General features: G+C 63.8%; 14 protein-coding genes. 4 read left to right on the top strand and 10 right to left on the bottom strand.

What is annotated here, in order from left to right; genetic code table 11:
• Window positions 1–10 precede the first annotated feature (10 nt).
• The 3 genes from K2W81_RS13635 to K2W81_RS13625 all read right to left on the bottom strand — a co-directional run bounded on the left by K2W81_RS13635 (window position 11) and on the right by K2W81_RS13625 (window position 2473).
• Window positions 11–241, bottom strand: coding sequence for a hypothetical protein (locus K2W81_RS13635; protein WP_294105239.1), 231 nt, complete (start codon window positions 239–241; stop codon window positions 11–13).
• A 298-nt stretch (window positions 242–539) separates the two neighbouring features.
• Window positions 540–1340 (bottom strand): LytTR family DNA-binding domain-containing protein, encoded by an 801-nt coding sequence (locus K2W81_RS13630; protein ID WP_294105236.1) that lies wholly within the window; start codon window positions 1338–1340, stop codon window positions 540–542.
• The gene (locus K2W81_RS13625) at window positions 1337–2473 is read right to left on the bottom strand and encodes a histidine kinase (RefSeq protein WP_294105234.1); all 1137 of its coding nucleotides are present in this window, start codon (window positions 2471–2473) and stop codon (window positions 1337–1339) included. The genes K2W81_RS13630 and K2W81_RS13625 overlap by 4 nt, the downstream gene beginning before the upstream one ends.
• Before the next feature lie 67 nt (window positions 2474–2540).
• On the opposite strand from K2W81_RS13625, the gene K2W81_RS13620 reads away from it, so the two are divergent.
• Entirely contained in the window at window positions 2541–3128 is a 588-nt protein-coding gene (locus K2W81_RS13620; protein ID WP_294105233.1) for an HD domain-containing protein, read from the top strand.
• 101 nt (window positions 3129–3229) lie between these two features.
• Here the strand turns inward: K2W81_RS13620 and K2W81_RS13615 are convergent, their stop codons facing one another.
• The 5 genes from K2W81_RS13615 to K2W81_RS13595 form a co-directional block, all read right to left on the bottom strand.
• The gene (locus K2W81_RS13615) at window positions 3230–6415 is read right to left on the bottom strand and encodes a carboxypeptidase regulatory-like domain-containing protein (RefSeq protein WP_294105231.1); all 3186 of its coding nucleotides are present in this window, start codon (window positions 6413–6415) and stop codon (window positions 3230–3232) included.
• A 268-nt stretch (window positions 6416–6683) separates the two neighbouring features.
• On the bottom strand, window positions 6684–8756 hold the full coding sequence (gene ligA / locus K2W81_RS13610) for an NAD-dependent DNA ligase LigA (RefSeq protein ID WP_294105229.1): 2073 nt from the start codon (window positions 8754–8756) through the stop codon (window positions 6684–6686).
• Between the two features lie 76 nt (window positions 8757–8832).
• Window positions 8833–9585: an AAA family ATPase gene (locus K2W81_RS13605; RefSeq protein ID WP_294105226.1), complete on the bottom strand. Its 753-nt coding sequence runs from the start codon at window positions 9583–9585 to the stop codon at window positions 8833–8835.
• 67 nt (window positions 9586–9652) lie between these two features.
• Window positions 9653–11317 (bottom strand): DNA repair protein RecN, encoded by a 1665-nt coding sequence (gene recN, locus K2W81_RS13600; protein WP_294105223.1) that lies wholly within the window; start codon window positions 11315–11317, stop codon window positions 9653–9655.
• Between the two features lie 42 nt (window positions 11318–11359).
• On the bottom strand, window positions 11360–12190 hold the full coding sequence (locus K2W81_RS13595; protein WP_294105220.1) for an outer membrane protein assembly factor BamD: 831 nt from the start codon (window positions 12188–12190) through the stop codon (window positions 11360–11362).
• Window positions 12191–12343: 153 nt separating this feature from the next.
• On the opposite strand from K2W81_RS13595, the gene K2W81_RS13590 reads away from it, so the two are divergent.
• Window positions 12344–13162, top strand: a complete 819-nt coding sequence (locus tag K2W81_RS13590; protein ID WP_294105218.1) for a class I mannose-6-phosphate isomerase — start codon at window positions 12344–12346, stop codon at window positions 13160–13162.
• Window positions 13163–13198: 36 nt separating this feature from the next.
• The gene (locus K2W81_RS13585; protein ID WP_294105301.1) at window positions 13199–14365 is read left to right on the top strand and encodes a glycosyltransferase; all 1167 of its coding nucleotides are present in this window, start codon (window positions 13199–13201) and stop codon (window positions 14363–14365) included.
• A gap of 132 nt (window positions 14366–14497) precedes the next feature.
• Here K2W81_RS13585 and K2W81_RS13580 read toward each other — a convergent pair whose 3' ends face one another.
• The gene (locus K2W81_RS13580; RefSeq protein ID WP_294105216.1) at window positions 14498–15439 is read right to left on the bottom strand and encodes a DUF808 domain-containing protein; all 942 of its coding nucleotides are present in this window, start codon (window positions 15437–15439) and stop codon (window positions 14498–14500) included.
• 73 nt (window positions 15440–15512) lie between these two features.
• Window positions 15513–17375 (bottom strand): ABC-F family ATP-binding cassette domain-containing protein, encoded by a 1863-nt coding sequence (locus K2W81_RS13575; protein WP_294105211.1) that lies wholly within the window; start codon window positions 17373–17375, stop codon window positions 15513–15515.
• Between the two features lie 277 nt (window positions 17376–17652).
• On the opposite strand from K2W81_RS13575, the gene K2W81_RS13570 reads away from it, so the two are divergent.
• Window positions 17653–18336 (top strand): IS630 family transposase (locus K2W81_RS13570; RefSeq protein WP_294105209.1); only part of this gene is annotated, 684 nt, incomplete at its 3' end.

Raw genomic sequence — 18336 nt, 5'->3', positions numbered from 1 at the left:
AATCCCTTTTTCAACCTTCCACATGGGCGCACTTCGCCACCTTCTTGCGCAGTTGCTTGGCGAAGTTCTCTGGATTCTTTGGCGTACTCCACACGGACCACCAGCAGCCATCACGGCCGGCAAGCGGACAGTAGAGCTTGCCCCAAGCATGGCCTTTCGAGATGATCAGGTGCCATCCCTTATCCTCCGCCTCGGCGATGACGGCCTCGATCTCCTTGTTAGGGTGTACCGGTCGCGCCATGCGGCTCTGATATTAGTTTCGTTGACATTTGTCAACATCAAACTGAGCCGCGTGTGAAGCATCGGCCCGAAATGAATGGAAATCCCATAGTTGGGCGGGCTTGAGGAGTTATCAAATGACATCTGTGCGTCGAAGGGCTGCTGCGGAGTGCGGCTTTCCCAGATCCGGCCCTCAACAGCTGCTTTGCAGGTTACGGCCCAGCACCGGTCGAAAAGCGATTGCTCACCGAGCGGCCAGTTTCAGGAAACCGAAAATTCGCGCTGACCGACCGGCAATGGCCCAACCTCCACCACCCCCCTCAGTGCACAAACCGCGCCACCACATCCCGGTAACTCCGGCTGACCTTCACCTGCGCGTTTGATTGCAGCACCAGGAAGCATTCGCCGTTGGTGTGGGGCTTCACTTCCTTGACCAGATCGAGGTTGACGATCGTCGAGCGGTGCACGCGCTGGAATCGCCTGGGGTCTAGCCGCTTCTCCAGATCCTTCATCGTCTCGCGCAGGACGAAGTTATTTTCGCCGGTGTAGATCACCATATAATCGCCGGCCGCGTCGATGCGTTCGATCGTGTCGATGTCGACGCGGAAAATCTGGCCGCGGTCCTTGATGTTGATCAGCTTTTCGAAGCGATTGGATGAGGGCGTTTCGGCATTCTCGACCAGATTTTCGACCGAGTCGGGCGCGACTTCGGCCAGCACTTCCTTCAGCCGGTCGACTTCCTCCGCCCCGCGTTTCTCGGCGAGGCGCTGGCGGACGCGGTCGAGCGTGTCGGCGAGGCGGCTCTCCTCGACGGGCTTCATCAGATAATCGGTCGCCTGCGCTTCGAACGCGCGGATGGCGTGGTCCGAATAGGCGGTGACGAACACGAACAGCGGCGGTTCGACTTCCATCAACCCTTGCACGACCGAAAAGCCGTCGAAGCCGGGCATCTGGATGTCGAGGAAAACCAGGTCGGGCTTGTGGGTCTTGATGCTGCGGATTGCCTCGCGGCCGTTCATGCAAGTGTCGATAATCTCGACATCGTCGTGCGCTTGCAGGCGGAGCTGGAGCCCCTGGATCGCGAGCGTCTCGTCATCGACGAGGATGGTACGAATGGTCATGCGGCCTCTTTCACCCGTTCTTCAAGTTCGAACGGAATTTCAATTTCAACCCGGAAACCGCCCCCGGGCGCCTGCCCGGTCTCAAATCGGTGGTCGGGGCCATAAGCCTGCGCCAGCCTGTCCCTGATATTGGCAAGCCCGACCCCGGTTGAAAGGTTGGGCCGCGATTTAGTTTCACTCAAGCCGGGTCCGGTGTCGGATACGACGATCTGCACGCGTTCGCCGACCAGTTGCGCGACGACGGTGATTTCGGCGCCGCCTTCCTGCGGGGTGACGGCATATTTGATCGCATTTTCAACCAGCGGCTGAAGCAGCAGTGAGGGCAACCGCGCTTTCGCGACGCGCGGGTCGATCGAGAATTCGGGGCGCAGCCGCTCCTCAAAGCGCATCTTCTCAATCTCGAGATAGAGTTTGAGCGTCTCGACTTCCTGCGCGATCGTGACATGCGCGGTCGGTTCGTTGGCGAGCGTGTAGCGCAGGAAGGACGACAAGCGACTGAGCATCATGTTCGCGCGCTCGGTCTGCTTGAGCAGCACCAAAGTCGAGATCGAATTCAATGTGTTGAACAGGAAATGCGGGTTGAGCTGATAGCGCAACATCGCGAGCTGCGCGCTGGACGCCTGCGTGCCGAGCTTTTCGAGCTGATCGATCTGATCCTCGACAATCAGGTAGAAATTAATCCCGAAATAGAGCGCCGACCACCCGGCCAGCACGATGAAGTTCAGGAACAAAGTCGCCAGGACCAGCGACAGGTTGATGCCCGGGCTGTCGAGCTTGATGAACGAGAAGGAAAAGGCGTCGAGCACCGAATAGAGCATCGTCGCCAGTCCCAGCGTCACTGCGCTCAACAGCACGAACGGGACGCGTGGCAAGGTGCGGAAATAGCCGTACAGCGCCGACAGCAGCAGCGTGATGCAATAACCGACGATCGATTCGATCACGACCGGGATGATCGCCGTGAGCGGCAGGCCGTTCGATATGCTCGATACCGATCGCAGCAGCAGATAGCCGCTCCACCCCGCCGCCTGCAAAATCCAGAAGGCGCGGTTCTTGCGCTCGAAGAACGGGCGCGAGATGATGTCGGGCCGCCCACGGCGGTCGATCGGGGGAGGAGGCGGCGCAAGCGATGCCATGCCCGCTTATACCCGCTGACAAGCGCACCGGAAGGGGCCTATGTTATCGCCCAGAGGGAGAGAGACGATGAGCGACGCCGAGACGATAGCAGACCGCGCCCAATTCACCGCGATGACCGACGGTACGCAGGAGGATTGGACCACGATCGCGACCCATTTTCGCGAATTTTCAACCGGCTTGCCCGAGCGGGTGCTGACCCATCTGAAATTGCTCGACGGCGATTATGGTGGCTTTCCGGTCGATCGGCTCGAACATTCGTTGCAAACGGCGACGCGCGCGTGGCGCGACGGGCGCGATGAGCCTTATGTGGTGACCGCGCTGCTCCACGACATTGGCGATACGCTGGGGAGCTTCAACCATCCCGAGATTGCCGCCGCCATGCTGCGGCCGTTCGTGAGCGAAGAGCTGCACTGGATCGCCAACAACCACGGCGTGTTCCAGGGCTATTATTATTTCCACTATCTCGGCATGGACCGCGACTTGCGTGAGCAGTACCGCGGCCACCCGCATTTCGAAGCCTGCGCCGAATTTTGCGAGAAGTACGATCAGGCGGCGTTCGATCCGCATTACGATAGCGCGCCGCTCGATTTCTTCGCGCCAATGGTCGCGCGCGTGATGGCCCGCCCGGTGAACAGCATTTACGCGAAGGTCTGAGGCGGCGGCGCAAAGCCGACTGCAACCACGCCCCCGCAAAAGAAAACCGCCGCTCCCTCGGGTGAGGGAGCGGCGGCTTGAAGGCGTTTCGGTCGGTGCGCTTAGAAGGTGAAGCGTGCGCCGATCCGGATGAAGTAGGTCGATGCGTTAAAATTCGCCTGAAGGTTCGTGTTAGGGTCGCGGTACGACGAATACCGATACTGCGCACAGGTTTGTGACGAATTGGTATTGATGATCCCCGCGCCAGGCGTCGTGCCGGTCGCCACGGCTTGGCTCAAACACTGTACGGTAACGAGAGGAGCCGAGCCGATCTGTCGCAGGCCACCCCAGTTGCTGTTCAGCAGGTTGGGCAGGTTGTTGATATCGGCGAAGATCGCCACGCGCGACTTGCCAACAAACACCGGAATTTCCTGCTCCAGATGCAAATCGATGCGCGTCACGGCGCGGTTGCGCGCAATATTCTTGCCCGCGATGCCGCCACGATAGCTTTGCAGCGCGGTGCTGTTGATCAGCGCGTTGAGCGAATCCTGGCTCGCCAAGCTGTCATAGCTGACGCGCGGATCAGCGGTGCCTGTCGGCACATAGATCAGGTTCGACGGGGCATTGCCGGTCAAGACCGTGCCAAACACCGGCGATCTGGTGGCGTTATTATCGATAAACAAGAAGCTGTAGGGATTGCCCGCCCGCACTTCCCCGAATAGCTGGATGACGGTGCGATAATCCTTGTAGAAGGCATGGTCATAGCCAACGCCAAATTTGACCTGCCAGCTCGTCTGATTGTCCGAAGTACCCAGCACCGGGAAGTTCGGATCGGCGAATGTCTGGAAACGATAGTTCGAGTTTGGCGTCGACGCTGGCGCACTGCCAATGTCGCGGACATCCTGCACGATATAGGCGCCGTTGAGCGACAGGCCGAAATCAAACTTCTTGTCGAAGCGCACGACGCCGATGTGGCTCCGGCCGCCCTGCGTGTTGTAGGTCAGAACGTCCCAGTTGTTATCGGTAAACCCGATGCGCCCGGTGTAGCGCGGACGGCCATCGGGCAGCACGCCGATCTGAATTGAGCGCGTATCCGTGAAAGAAACGTCGTTGCGGTTCTTCGAGAACAGGTAATCGAGCCCGAAGTTGATCCCCAAGAAATTCCATTCCGCTGACAGCGTTGCGCGGAGCGTGGACGGCAGCGTGAAATTGGGGGACAGCGCCGCAGTGTTGGTGGCGCCCGACGGCGTGCCGGTCAACGCGAACTGGGTCAGTGCGGGGTTCACATTGGCGCCGATATTGTTGAGCGCCGCCGCGCAAACTGCCGGTGTAAGGTTGGCAGGACCGGTGCAGCCGTTGGGCGCCGCCGCTGTGATCGCCGCGCGGGTGATGGTCAGCTGGTTGGTCGTCACCGTGTTTGAGAAGCTGTTCGACAAGTAAATGTCTGGGTTGCCGCCGGCGAGGATGCCAACGCCGCCATGCAGGCGCAGGTTCGGCGTTACCTTCCATTCCAGGCTGAGACGTGGTTCGAACGTTTCCAGGCCGCTATAGTTTGTGGTGTTGGGAAATCCGTTGCGCGTTGTGAAGGCCTGATTGAACACCGGCAATTCGTTCGTCGCATAGATGTTCCAGCGGAAGCCGTAGGACACCGTCAGGCCGGGCGCCGGACGCCAATCGTCCTGCACGCCGACCGAGATCTGGTCATAGCGGAAATTTGCAGCCGCGCCGTTCGTGCCGGGGGCGACGACCGCTGCAAAAATGACCTGGTTGGCGTTGCCAGCCTGAAAATCAGCGATCGAGTCGAAATAATAACTGCCAAGGCTGTTCGGCACAAAATTGTTGAAGGTCGCATTGCGGGTGAATTCTGCCAGCAACTTCAGTTCATGGTTGTTGAGCGTGAGGCGCCCGAGGAACGAACCGTTATAAGTGTCGGTACGCAGCGTGTTGGTCTGACGGAAATTGTCAGGGCCAAAGAAGATCCGCGGTGTACCGGTCGAGCAAGCAGTTGCCGATACGGTGTTGTTTACCGGATCCTGGCAGACCTGGAACTGCGAATTGCCGCGGCCACCAAGCGGTTCCTGCCCGCGCACGTAGCTCTTGTAACTGAAACGCAATTCGGTCGACAACGCGCTCGACCATGTCGAGTTGAACTGAACAATGCCGGCGCGAAGCTGTTCGCTCAGCGTGTAGGAGTTCGAACTCAGGCCATAAGCTGGCACGGTGCCCGATGTTGACGTGTTGTTCGGGCTAATCTGTGAGTTAAATGCATTGACGTAGGAGATCGACAGACGCTGCCCATCTGCCACGTTCCAGTCGACCCGCGTTGCGAATTTTTCGTCCAGGCGCGGGTTGATACGGATGACATCGCCATAAGCCGCGCCTGTGATTCCGTAACGTGGCGCGGCGGCCAACTGGCCCAAAGCTGCAACCTGGGCCAGCGTCAGACCAGGAATATTTTCCGGCTGGGTGCCGAACGAGCGCGGGTCAGTGTTCTTTTCATAGGAGAACATCAGGAACAGCTTGTCCTTGATGATCGGCCCCGCAATGGTCGCACCATAGGTTTCCGATTTGTAGCGGGGCAACGCAAGGCGTTGCGCGCCGATTGTGTCGCCCGAAAGACCGTCGGTGTTCTGCGAATAAAAGCCGGTCAGGAAAAGCTTGTTGGTGCCCGAGCGAATCACGGCGTCGATCACGCCGCCCTGATAATTGGTCTGGCGGATATCGAAATTTGCCGCCGATGTCGTTACCTGGTCAAACGCATCGAAAGGCACCGGCCCACGGATTGTGGGGCTCGCGTCCTGGTTCAGGCCGAATGTATCGCCAACCGTGACGCCGTTGATCGTGAAGCGGTTGAAACGCGGGTTGACGCCCGCGAACCGCACGGCACCGCCACGATCGGTCGAATTGCCAAGATCGAACGTCGCGAACGGATCGCGACGCTGAATGTCGCGGATGTCGCGGTTGACCGAGGCGACCTTTGAAATGTCAAGCGCGGTCAGCGTGGTCTGTACGCCCTTGGAGACGTTGCCCGCGCCGCGAATCTTGGATGACGTCACAACGACTTCAGTCGCCTGATCGGCGCCGAGTTCGATCGGCAGTTCATAGGTCTGCTGCACCACGGTATAAATGTCGGTAACCGAACTGCTGCCCTCAGCGCTCTTCACCTCAACGGTGTAAGGGCCGCCGACGCGCAGACCAGCAATCGAGAATTGGCCATCCGCACCGGTTTTGACTTCGGCGCGCGTGCCTGACGGAACGTTGATGGCGGTCACGGTCGCGCCCACGACGGGTGCGCCATCCTTGGTCACATTGCCGCGAATGATCGAGGTCGTTTCCTGCGCGCTGGCCGCTGCTGGAATGACGAGCGCAGCCGCTGCTACGCCCAGAAATAGCTGATGTCGCATGTTGTTCCCCTTAGAGACGACGAGTCGCTTGATAGCGCGGTGTCTGTCACCGTCCGGGAGGCCCCTGCACCGTAATTATTTCGCTTCTATGACAGTCGCGCCGGGGAAATGTTAACGCAGCATTAAGCCAATGGTGCGTTGCAAAATGGCATCACCGTCGGGCGCGCGTGTTTTATTGGGAAGCGGCAACAATCCCTGCCCAGGCGGCTTCGTCGATCACCTCAATCCCCAGTTCTGCGGCTTTTTTGAGCTTCGATCCGGCGCCGGGCCCGGCCACCACAAGGTCGGTCTTGGCCGACACCGACCCCGCGACGCGCGCGCCGAGTGCTTCAGCCTGCGCCTTGGCTTCGTCGCGGCTGATCGTCTCGAGGCTGCCGGTGAAGACGATTGTTTTGCCGGTGACCGCCGACTCGCGGACGGTGGAAACAAACGCGGGCGGGGTAACCTGTCCCAGCAGATCGACCCAGGCGGTGCGGTTATGCTCTTCGGCGAAAAAGGCAGCGAGCGCGTCGGCGACGACGGGGCCGATCCCCTCAACGGCGGTCAGTTCGGCTCGGGCAGCGGCATCGTCGTGCGCGCGGGTCGCGACATCCTCGATCGCGGGCACGCTCCCGAACGCTTTGACGAGATCGCGCGCGGTGGTTTGGCCGACGTGGCGGATGCCGAGACCGAACAACAGCCGCGCCGGATCGGGGGCGCGCTTGGCTTCGATCGCGGCGAGCAGCGCGTCGACCGACTTTTCCTTCCACCCCTCGCGGCCGAGCAATTCGGCGCGGTGCTGGCTGAGGCGAAAGATGTCGGCGGGGCTGTGCAGCCAGCCGAGATCGAAGAATTCGCGGATCGTCTTTTCGCCCAGACCATCGATGTCGAGCGCCGCGCGGCTGACGAAATGCTTGAGCCGCTCGACCCTCTGCGCGGGGCAAATCAGCCCGCCGGTGCAGCGGACATCGACTTCGCCGTCCTCGCGCACCGCGTCCGACTGGCATTCGGGGCAGAGCGTGGGGAAGGGCCAGGCACCGCGCGCCTCATCGCGCGAGAGATTGTCGACGATCTGCGGAATCACGTCGCCCGCGCGCTGGAGCACGACGCGGTCGCCGGGCCAGACATTGAGCCGCGCAATCTCATCGGCATTGTGGAGCGTCGCATTGGTGACGACGACGCCGCCGACGGTGACGGGTTCGAGCCGCGCGACCGGGGTGAGCTTGCCGGTGCGGCCGACCTGAATGTCGATCGCGCGCAAGGTCGTCTGTGCCTGCTGCGCGGGGAATTTATGTGCGAGGCCCCAGCGCGGCGCCCGCCCGACGAACCCCAGCCGCGCCTGCCAGTCGAGCCGGTCGACCTTGTACACCACGCCGTCGATGTCGAAGGGCAGGTCGGCGCGCTCGGCTTCGATTGCCTTGTAGGTCGCGAGCGCCGCGTCGAGGCTGCCGCCGGGGGCGAATTGCGACGTGACAGGGAAGCCCCAGCTTCGGATCGCGGCGATCACCTCGGATTGCGTCGCGCCGGGCAGGGCACTCGCTTCGCCCCAGCCCCAGGCGAAGAACCTCAGCGGGCGGCTGGCAGTGACGGCGGAATCCTTCTGCCGCAGCGATCCGGCGGCGGCGTTGCGCGGGTTGGCGAATTGGCGCGCCTTGTCGGGATCATCGGCTTCGGCGAGCATCCGCGCGTTGAGATCGGCGAACGCGCCCTTGTCCATATAGACCTCGCCGCGGACTTCGAACACGTCGGGCGCGTCGTCGGGGAGCGTTGCGGGAATGTCGCCGATCGTGCGGACATTGGCGGTGACGTCTTCGCCGACTTGCCCATCGCCGCGCGTGAGCGCCTGGACGAGGCGGCGACCTTCGTAGCGGATCGAGCAGGACAGGCCGTCGATCTTGGGCTCGGCCGTCAGCGCCACCTCGGCATCGTCGGCGAGCGACAGGAAGCGGCGGACGCGACCGAGGAAATCGGCGACATCCTCCTCGCTGAACCCATTGTCGAGGCTGAACATCGGCCGCGCATGCGCAACCTTGGCGAGGTGGGCAGCGGGCGCGGCGCCGACGACTTTGCTCGGCGAGTCGGCGCGGATCAGCTGCGGGAAAGCGGCTTCGATCGCGGCATTGCGGCGGACGAGCGCGTCGTAATCGGCGTCCGAAATCTCGGGCGCGTCGTCGGTGTGGTAGAGGCGATTGTGATGCGCGATCTCGGTCGCGAGCCGTTCGAGCTCGGCGGCGGCTTCGGCGTCGGTGGTGGGGAGCGGCGGCATGGCCATTGGCTACCGAGCGCGGGGGCGGGGATCAAGCTGTGTGTCGGGGCGGGAGTGTCGGGTTGCGCGCGGAACGTCAGCCACGCGAAAGCGGCACATCGAGCGCGGACGCAATTGCCGTCGCGACTGCCTTTGGCGTTTGGGTCAATGTGTCGATCTCGAAGTCATAGTCGATGTCTTTGTGAACCCGCGCGAACTGCCAACGGGAAATGCCGATCAGCCGATCGCCACGATCGCGCTCGCGTTGCTCCAGAATGGCCAATGGCGCATGCACCGCGACGAAGTGAAGCGATAGACCGCGACAAGCTTCAACGTAGGATTGCCGATCGGACGATGAGAGCATGATGTCATCGACGATGCAGTTGTTGCCTGCTCTTGCCAGCGCCGCCACCGACGCGCGCATACCTTGCATCAGACGATCGAGCGCGATGCCCATCTCAATCTCGACTGCCGCACGCCCGTCCGCTTCGAATTGCCGAAAGACGATGCCGCTTGGATCACCCCACAAGCGCGGCGGGATCATGTCGAGAAACACGTCGCCCGACACATGGAGAAAGGGATCAGCGGCAATCTTCTGGAAGGCCTTCGCTGCCGACGTTTTTCCGGCGCTGCCAACCCCGTTCAAGACAATGATGCGTCCAGCCATGCCGCAATTTATGGCCGAACATTGGGATTGTCGCGCGAAAATCTGTTGGGCCGACGTCGGAAGTTTGTCGGAAACTGCCATGGACCTGTTCGTCACCCCGGCCTTGTGCCGGGGCCCACTTGGCCGCGCGCGGGTCGATCTAGCCTTGAGCGACTCCCGGGGTTGCGCGGTGGGCCCCGGCACAGGGCCGGGGTGACGATGGGGAGGGGGTGAGTTCGGGTCCGCAGCCGCGCTTCCGTCGAACTGCCCCCTAGGCCGCCTCCAGCAGCCTAACCGCCTGCGCTCGCGCCTCGTCGGTAATCTCAGCGCCCGAGAGCATCCGCGCGATTTCCTCGCGGCGTTCTCCCTCGCTCAGTGTGCGCACATCCGTACGCGTCACGGTCCCGTCGTGGCTCTTGGCGATCAGCAAGTGATGGCTCCCGCGTGCCGCCACCTGCGGGCTGTGCGTTACCACCAGCAGCTGCGTGGTCTGGGCGAGCCGGGCCAGCCGCTCGCCGATTGCGCTCGCCACCGCGCCGCCGACGCCGCGGTCGATTTCGTCGAAGATCATCGTCGCCGCGCTCCCCGCTTCGGCGAGGCTGACCTTGAGCGCGAGGATGAAGCGCGATAATTCGCCGCCGCTCGCGATCTTGATCAGCGGCGCAAAAGGCGCGCCGGGATTGGTCGAGATTTCGAATTCGACGCGGTCCTTGCCCGCGCCCGACCAGCCCTCCGCCCCGAGCGGGGCCACGACAGTGCGGAAGCGCGCGGCGTCGAGTTTCAGCGGCGCGAGTTCGCGCTTCACTGCCGCGTCGAGCCGCTCGGCAGCTTCCACGCGGGCAGCGCTCAGCGCGGCGGCCGCGGCGTCATAGCCAGCGGCGGCGGCCTTGGCAGTCGCGGTGAGCTTGGCGATGCTGCCCGCACCGCCCTCGATCCGCTCTAGCTTGGCGGCGAGCTCCTCGGCGAGCGCGGCGAGATCGTCGGGCTGGACGCGGTGCTTGCGCGCGACTGCCCGCAACTCGAACAGCCGCGTCTCATCGGCTTCGAGCTGCGCAGGATCGAACGCCAGCGCGTCGGCGGCGGCATCGATCTTGTCCTGCGTCAGCGCGGCGTCATTGATCGCGCGGTCGATCGCGGCGAGGGCTTCGGCGAGCGTGTCATGCTCGTCGGCGACGCGCTCCAATATCCGCGCGGCCTGCCGCAGCTTGGCGAGACCACCGTCGGAACCGTCGAGCAGATCGGCAATCACTTGCAGATCGACCGCGATCTTTTCGCCGCGCTGCATGTCGGCACGGCGATCGGCAAGCGTCGCTTCCTCGCCGGGTTCGGGCGCGAGGCGGGTGAGTTCGGCGACCGCATGCTCCAGCCATTCGCGGTCGCGCGCGGCGCTGTCCTGCTCGGCACGCGCGGTGGCGAGCGCGGCTTCGGCGGCGCGCCACGCGGTCCAGGCATCAGTGGCGGGGCGGGTGTCGATCCGCCCGAAGCTGTCGAGCAGCGCGCGGTGGCCAGCGGGGCTCAGCAGCCCGCGATCATCATGCTGGCCGTGGATTTCGACGAGCAACCCGCCAAGTGCGCGCAGCAGTCCGGCGGAGGCAGGCTGATCGTTGACGAACGCGCGGCTGCCGCCGTCGGCTTTGACGATGCGGCGGATCAGCAGCGGCTCGCCGCGATCGAGATCGATGCCGTTTTCATCGAACAGCGCCGCAATCGGCCCGTCGTCGGCGGGCGGATCGAAACTCGCGATCACCACCGCTTGCGCCGCCCCCTGCCGCACCAAGGCGCTGTCGCCGCGTGCGCCGAGCGCCAGACCGAGTGCATCAAGCAGGATCGATTTGCCCGCGCCCGTCTCGCCCGTGAGCACACCAAGCCCGGCGCCGAAATCGAGGTCGAGCGCTTCGATCAGCACGACGTCGCGAATGGCAAGCGCGGTCAACATCGCGCTTGTCTCTGCCCTAAGCCGCCTTCCCGCGAAAGAGGGTCAGGCGCTCTTCTTCTCTTTGGGCGGCTTGACGCGCTTTTCGCGCTTTTCGCGCACATCGCCGTTGCGCTCGATCAGCTTGTAGGCGTGATCATACCATTTGGTGCCGGGGTAATTGGCGCCAAGCACGGCGGCGGCCTTTTTCGCTTCGACCGGCACGCCGAGCGCGAGATAGGTTTCGGTCAACCGCATCAGCGCTTCGGGGGTGTGTGTGGTCGTCTGATACTCATCGACGACGCGGCGGAAGCGCAATGTCGCGCCGAGCCATTCGCCGCGCGTTTCGTAGAAACGGCCGATCTCCATTTCCTTGCCGGCAAGGTGATCGCGGACCAGATCGATCTTCAGCCGCGCGTCGGCGGCATATTTCGACGCCGGATAGCGGCGCGACAGCTCACCCAGCGCGTCGAGCGCCTGCTGGGTGATTTTCTGGTCGCGCGTCACGTCGGAGATTTGCTCATAATAGCACAGCGCGATCAGATAATAGGCATAGGCGGCATCGCGATTGCCGGGGTGGACCGCGAGGAAGCGCTGCGCCGATTCGATCGACTTGGTGTAATTGGCGTCGAGATAATAGCTGAACGCGCTCATCAACTGCGCGCGGCGGGCCCAGATCGAATAAGGGTGCTGGCGCTCGACTTCGTCGAACAGCGTCGCCGCTTCGGGATAACGCCCGCTATCGAGAAATTTCTTCGCGCTGGCATAGAGCGTCGACACGTCGCGCGCGACATAGGGCACGTCGCCCTTCGACCGATTGCCACCGCAAGCAGCGAGCGGAAGGGCGCAGGCGACGATCAGCGCGAGCGAGACGGAGCGGGACGGGGTGATACGCATTGCCGCTTCATTAGCCGAGCGCTTCCCCCACGAACAATGGTTTTTCGCGCGGGGTTTTTCGCGCGGGGTTTTTCGGGTGGCGCGCGGCGAGCGGATCGGTTGGCGCGGTGCAAGCGTTCGCGCTACACGCGTCCCCGACCGGAGATTCTTGCTATGCCCGCTACCCTGCTCGCCACTCGCCGCGTCGAAAAGCCGTGGGGCAACCACACGCTGTGGCCGGGCTTTGCCGATCCTGCGCCGGGTGCCGCGCCCGTTGGCGAAGTGTGGTTCGAGGCGGCGGGCGAGCCGGATCTGCTGATCAAATATCTCTTCACCAGCGAAAAACTGTCGGTGCAGAACCATCCTTCTGACGAGGAGGCGCACCAGCGCGGGCTGCCGCGCGGCAAGGACGAATGCTGGCTGATCCTCGCCGCCGAACCCGACTCGACGATTGCGATCGGGCCGAAAGCGGCCATCAGCGCGGACGCATTGCGCGCGGCGGCGCTCGACGGGTCGATCGTCGATCTGCTCGACTGGAAGCCGGTGAAGGCGGGCGATTTCTTCTATTCGCATTCGGGGGTGATCCACGCGATCGGCGCGGGGCTGACTTTGATCGAAGTGCAGCAGAACAGCGACACGACTTATCGCCTCTACGACTATGGCCGCCCGCGCGAATTGCATCTGGAGGACGGGGTCGCGGTGGCGGAGCTTGTCCCTTATGTCGCGCCGTCGGCGCCGGGGGAGGTTGAACCGGGGCGGACGATTTTGGTCGAGGGGCCGAAGTTTGTGCTCGAACGCTGGCGCGGTGGTAGGCGGGAGGTGCTGCTGCCCGAGGGCACGCAGGGGTGGCTGATCCCGGTGGCGGGCGCGGGGAGCGTCGGCGGCGTCGCATTCACGGCGGGCGAATGCGTGCTGGTCGAGGGTGCCGAGACGGTCGAGGCCGAGCCGGGCAGTGACCTGCTGTTCGCCTATTCGGGAGCGACGCGACTCTGACGCAAGTTTAACGGTCGGTCTGCTATGGCGCCCGCGATGCTGCGCGTGCTGACTCTTTCAACGCTGTTCCCCGATGCGACGCGCCCCAATTTCGGGGTGTTTGTCGAGCGGCAGACGCTCGGCCTGTCGAGGCTGCCCGGGGTTGAGGTGCGTGTGGTTGCGCCGATCGGCGTGCCGCCGTGGCCGCTGTCGGGCCATGCCCGCTATCGTGCGTTCGCTGAGGTGCCGACGCAAGAGACATGGCGCGAGCTCGACGTGCGGCGGCCGCGCTTCGTCAATTTGCCGGGGACCGGGGGGCGGTTTCACGCGGGCGCGCTGGTGCGGCGGCTGAAGCCGTTGCTCGCTGAGGTGCGGCGCGACTTCGCGTTCGATGTGATCGATGCCGAATTTTTCTTCCCCGACGGCCCCGCCGCCGTTGCGCTGGGCAGTCATTTCGGCGTGCCGGTGTCGATCAAGGCGCGCGGGGCAGATATTCACTTGTGGGGGCAGGGGGCCACCGCCGCACAAGTGCGACGCGCTGGGCTGGCGGCAGATGGGATGCTCGCGGTATCGGCCGCGATGAAGGCCGATATGGTCGCGCTGGGGATGCCCGAGGATCGCATCGCGGTGCACCACACCGGGGTCGATGCGGCGCGCTTCGGCGGCGTCGCGCGGGGCGAGGCAAAGGCGGCGCTCGACATCGACGGGCCGATTGTCATGTCGCTTGGCGCGCTGGTGCCGCGAAAAGGGCACGATATTGTCGTCGGCGCGGTGGCGGCGCTCCGCGAAGCCACGCTGCTGATCATCGGCGAAGGGCCGGAGCGGGCCAAGCTCGAAGCACAGATCGCCGCGCTGGGCCTTGGTGATCGGGTGCGGCTGCTCGGCGCGGTACCGCATGCGGAAATGGGGCGCCTGCTGCCCGCCGCCGATGTGATGGCGCTGGCGTCGGCGTCCGAAGGGCTCGCCAATGCCTGGGTCGAGGCGCTCGCCTGCGGCGTACCGATCGTCATTCCCGACATCGGCGGCGCGCGCGAAGTGCTGACCGATCCCGCCTTCGGGCTGATCGCCGCGCGCAATCCGGTGGCGTTTGCGGAAGCAATTGGGATGCTGATCGCGGTGCCTCCGCTGCCGGAGCGGGTGAAGCAAGGCGCTGCGCGGTTCAGCTGGGAGACGAATGCGGCGGCGCTGAAGGCGCATTTGGAAGCGCTGGCGGCGGTAACTTAACTCTACCCAAACCCGCTTGCCCTGAGCTTGTCGAAGGGCCGTCCTTCTTTTGCCAGCCGCTCGAAGCAGAAGAACGGTGCTTCGACAAGCTCAGCACGAACGGGGCTGGGGCCTTCGCTCAGCCATAACCACTCAATGCGCCGCCTGCTTCCCCTTCGGCACCAGCTTCAACACCGCCACGATCATCGCGCCGATGCCGATCCCGACCACCGCCGAACCAATCGCGCCGAGCAGCCATTCGGCCACTGCGCCGCCCATGGGCATCGCATGTCCCGCCCCCGCGCCGAGGTCGTGGATCAGCTGCTCGGGCGCATGCCAGCCGAACACCGCAAGCGCATGCACGACAATCCCGCCGCCGACCCACAGCATCGCCGCCGTACCGATCAGCGACAGCGCTTCGAGCAGCACCGGCATCGTCTTCACCATCCCGCGCCCGATCGCGCGGGTGGCGGCTGCTTTGCGCTTCGCCAGATTGAGGCCGATGTCGTCCATCTTCACAATCACCGCGACCACGCCATAGACGCCGGCGGTGATGCCGATCGCCACCGCCACCAGCGCCAAGGCCTGCGTCATCAGCGGCTGGTGATCGATCGTGCCGAGCGCGATTGCCATGATTTCGCCCGACAGGATGAAGTCGGTGCGGATCGCGCCTGCGACCTGGCGCTTTTCGAGCTCCTTCGGGTCGGTGATGGTCGCGGCAGCGGCTTCATGATGGTCGCCCATCAGCACGTGGAGGATTTTTTCGCTGCCCTCGAAACACAAATACGAGCCGCCGGCCAGCAGCAGCGGCGTGATCAACCACGGCGCGAACGCACTCATCAACAGCGCGGCGGGCAGCAGGAAGACGAGCTTGTTCCTGAGCGAGCCCAGCGCGATCTTGCCAATGATCGGCAGTTCGCGATCGGGCGTCAGGCCAACGACATAGGTCGGCGTGACGGCGGCATCATCGATCACCACCCCCGCCGCCTTGGTCGCCGCCTTGACCGACGCACCCGCGACATCATCGAGCGACGCCGCCGCCATCTTCGCGATTGCGGCGATATCGTCGAGCAACGCAACCAATCCACCGGGCATGTGATTCCCCCTGTTCGTTATGCCACGCTGCCCGTTGGGGCTGAGCATGCCGAAGATTTCTAGAAACGCGGCGCTAAGCCGCCACGCCCTCCAGCGCCTCGCTTGCCTCCAGCCATGCCGCTTCCGCTGCCTCGAGCTGCTCGGCCACATCGGCGCGGCGCTTCATCAGGTCGCTCATCGTTAGCTTCGCCAGCGCAGGCGCGGCCTTTGACGGATCGAACATCGCCAGATCGATCGCGCTTTGCTCCTGCGTCAGCTTGACCACGCGCGCCTCGGCGTCGCTTGCGGCCTTCTTCACCGCCGCCATCCGGTCGCGCTCCGCCGCTGCCGCCTTCTTGTCCTTCTTCTTGAAGCCTTCGCCGCCGCCCTTGGGCTGGTTCTTGCCGAGGATCAGGTCGGTATAATCGTCGAGGCTGCCAGAATATTCCTTCGCGGTCCCCTGATCGACCAGCACTAGCCGGTCGGCGGTCAGCTCGATCATGTGGCGGTCGTGGCTCACCACCACCACCGCGCCCGAATAATCGTTGAGCGCCTGCACCAGCGCTTCGCGCGCATCGACGTCCAAGTGGTTGGTCGGCTCGTCGAGGATCAACATGTGCGGCGCGTCGCGGGTGATGAGCGCGAGCGCGAGCCGCGCCTTCTCGCCGCCCGAGAGCGATCCGACCTTGGTCGTCGCCTTCATCCCCGAAAAGCCGAACCGCCCGAGCTGCGCGCGCACCGCCGCAGGCGACTTGCCGTCCATCGACCGGGTCATGTGTTCGAGCGGGGTGTCGGCGCCGTCGAGTTCCTCGACCTGATATTGCGTGAAATAGCCGACGCGCATCTTGCCCGATTTCGACATGTCGCCCTCCATCGCGGGCAATTGCGCCGCGAGCAGGCGGGCAAGCGTGGTCTTGCCATTGCCGTTGCGACCCAAGAGCGCGATCCGGTCGTCGGGGTCGAGCCGCAGGTTGAGCCGCTGGAGGATCGGCTTTTCGCTATACCCCACCGCCGCCATGTCGAGCGTCACCAGCGGCGGGCGCAGTGGCTCAGGGCTCGGGAAGTCGAAGCTCAGCGTCGGGTCCTCGGCCATCGCCGCGATCGGCTGCATCTTCGCCAGCATTTTCATCCGCGACTGCGCTTGTTTCGCGGTCGAGGCGCGGGCGGAATTGCGCGCGACATAATCCTGCAGCTTGGCGCGCTGCGCATCCTGGTTGGCGCGCGCGGCGGCGAGCTGGGCAATGCGTTCGGCGCGCTGGCGCTCGAAATCATCATAGCCGCCGGGGTAGAGGAACACCTTGCCGCCCTCCAGATGGAGGATGTTGTCGACGACATTGTTGAGCAAGTCGCGCTCGTGGCTGATCACGACCATCATCGCCGGATAGCTTTTGAGGAAATTTTCGAGCCATAGCGACGCTTCGAGATCGAGGTGGTTCGACGGTTCGTCGAGCAGCAGCAGATCGGGTTCGGAAAAGAGGAGCGCGGCGAGCGCCACGCGCATCTTCCACCCGCCCGAATAGCTGTCGAGGGGGCGCGCCTGCATTTCGTCGTCGAAGCCGAGACCCACGAGGATCTTCGCCGCGCGCGCCTCCGCCGTATAGGCATCGATCGCCTCGAGCCGCTCGTAGAGTTCGGCGATGCGATCGGGATCGTGGCAATGCTCGGCCTCGGCGAGCAGCGCGGCACGCTCGGTATCGGCGGCGAGCACGGTTTCGAGCGGGGTCGCGGTGCCGTGCGGCGCTTCCTGTTGCAGATAACCGATCCGCGTCTTGCGCGGCATTTCGATCTCGCCCTCATCGGGATCGATCGCGCCGATCATGACCTTCATCAGCGTCGACTTGCCCGCGCCATTGCGCCCGATCAGCCCGACACGGCTGCGCGGAGGGAGCGCCGCCGTCGCGCGGTCAAGGATCGTCCGCCCGCCAAGGCGCACCGTGATGCCGTTGAGGTTGAGCATGGCGGGCCGGTAGCATGGGTTGGGGTTTGAGGCGAGTGTTTGTGGGGGGTAGCCGAATAGCGAGTTAGCGGCCCAGCAACAGTGAACGGATGGCCGCCCTCCATCGTTTTCCGCATAGTCAAAGCGATTTCGACCCATTCCGCGCGAGCGCCTTTTGCGAGCCCCTAACACGGCAGGCGCCCTGATATGCGCTACAATCCATTCAAAACTGAAACTAGTGACCTGGACCTGAAGTTCGTAATATTATAAGCTGGGTCTTTCGTGATAGGAGGGCCTGATGGCGAACAGGTTTGCGAAGGGCCGTCCGATGGCGGCGCTGGTGTTGTCGGATGACGAGCGTTTCTATCTGGAGCGTCAGGTTCGGCGTCATCGTGTGGCCCGCTCGCTTTCGGAGCGTTGCCGGATTATCCTGGCCTGCGCCGAGGGTGAGCAGAGCAAGGTCGTGGCGGAGCGGTTGGGCATTTGCGAGACCACGGTCGGCAAGTGGCGGCGGCGTTTTCTTGAGAACCGGATCGATGGCCTGCTCGATGAACCGCGTTCGGGTCGGCCGCGCACGATCAGCGACGACGAGGTTGCCGCTGTGATCGAACGGACGCTTCAGACGCTGCCCGCCGATGCAACGCATTGGTCGATCCGCTCGATGGCGTCGGCGGTGGGCCACTCGCACACGACGATCCGCCGCATCTGGACCGCCTTCGGGTTGCAGCCGCACCGGGCGGAGACGTTCAAGCTGTCGAGCGACCCGCTGTTTGTCGATAAAGTTAGGGATATCATCGGCCTTTATCTTTCGCCGCCGACCCATGCCTTGGTACTGTGCGTCGATGAGAAGTCGCAGATTCAGGCGCTTGACCGCGAACAGCCGGTGCTGCCGATGATGCCCGGCAGGGCCTGTCAGGATTTCCGTGTGTGGGTGGGTATAATGGGTAAAGAGGAGATCCCATATGTCCCGACGCAAAGAACC

The organism is Sphingomonas sp. (genome assembly GCF_019749955.1).
GTDB lineage: Bacteria > Pseudomonadota > Alphaproteobacteria > Sphingomonadales > Sphingomonadaceae > Sphingomonas.
Note: the sequence above shows the minus strand (reverse complement) of the source record. Positions and strands in the feature narration are given on the sequence as shown.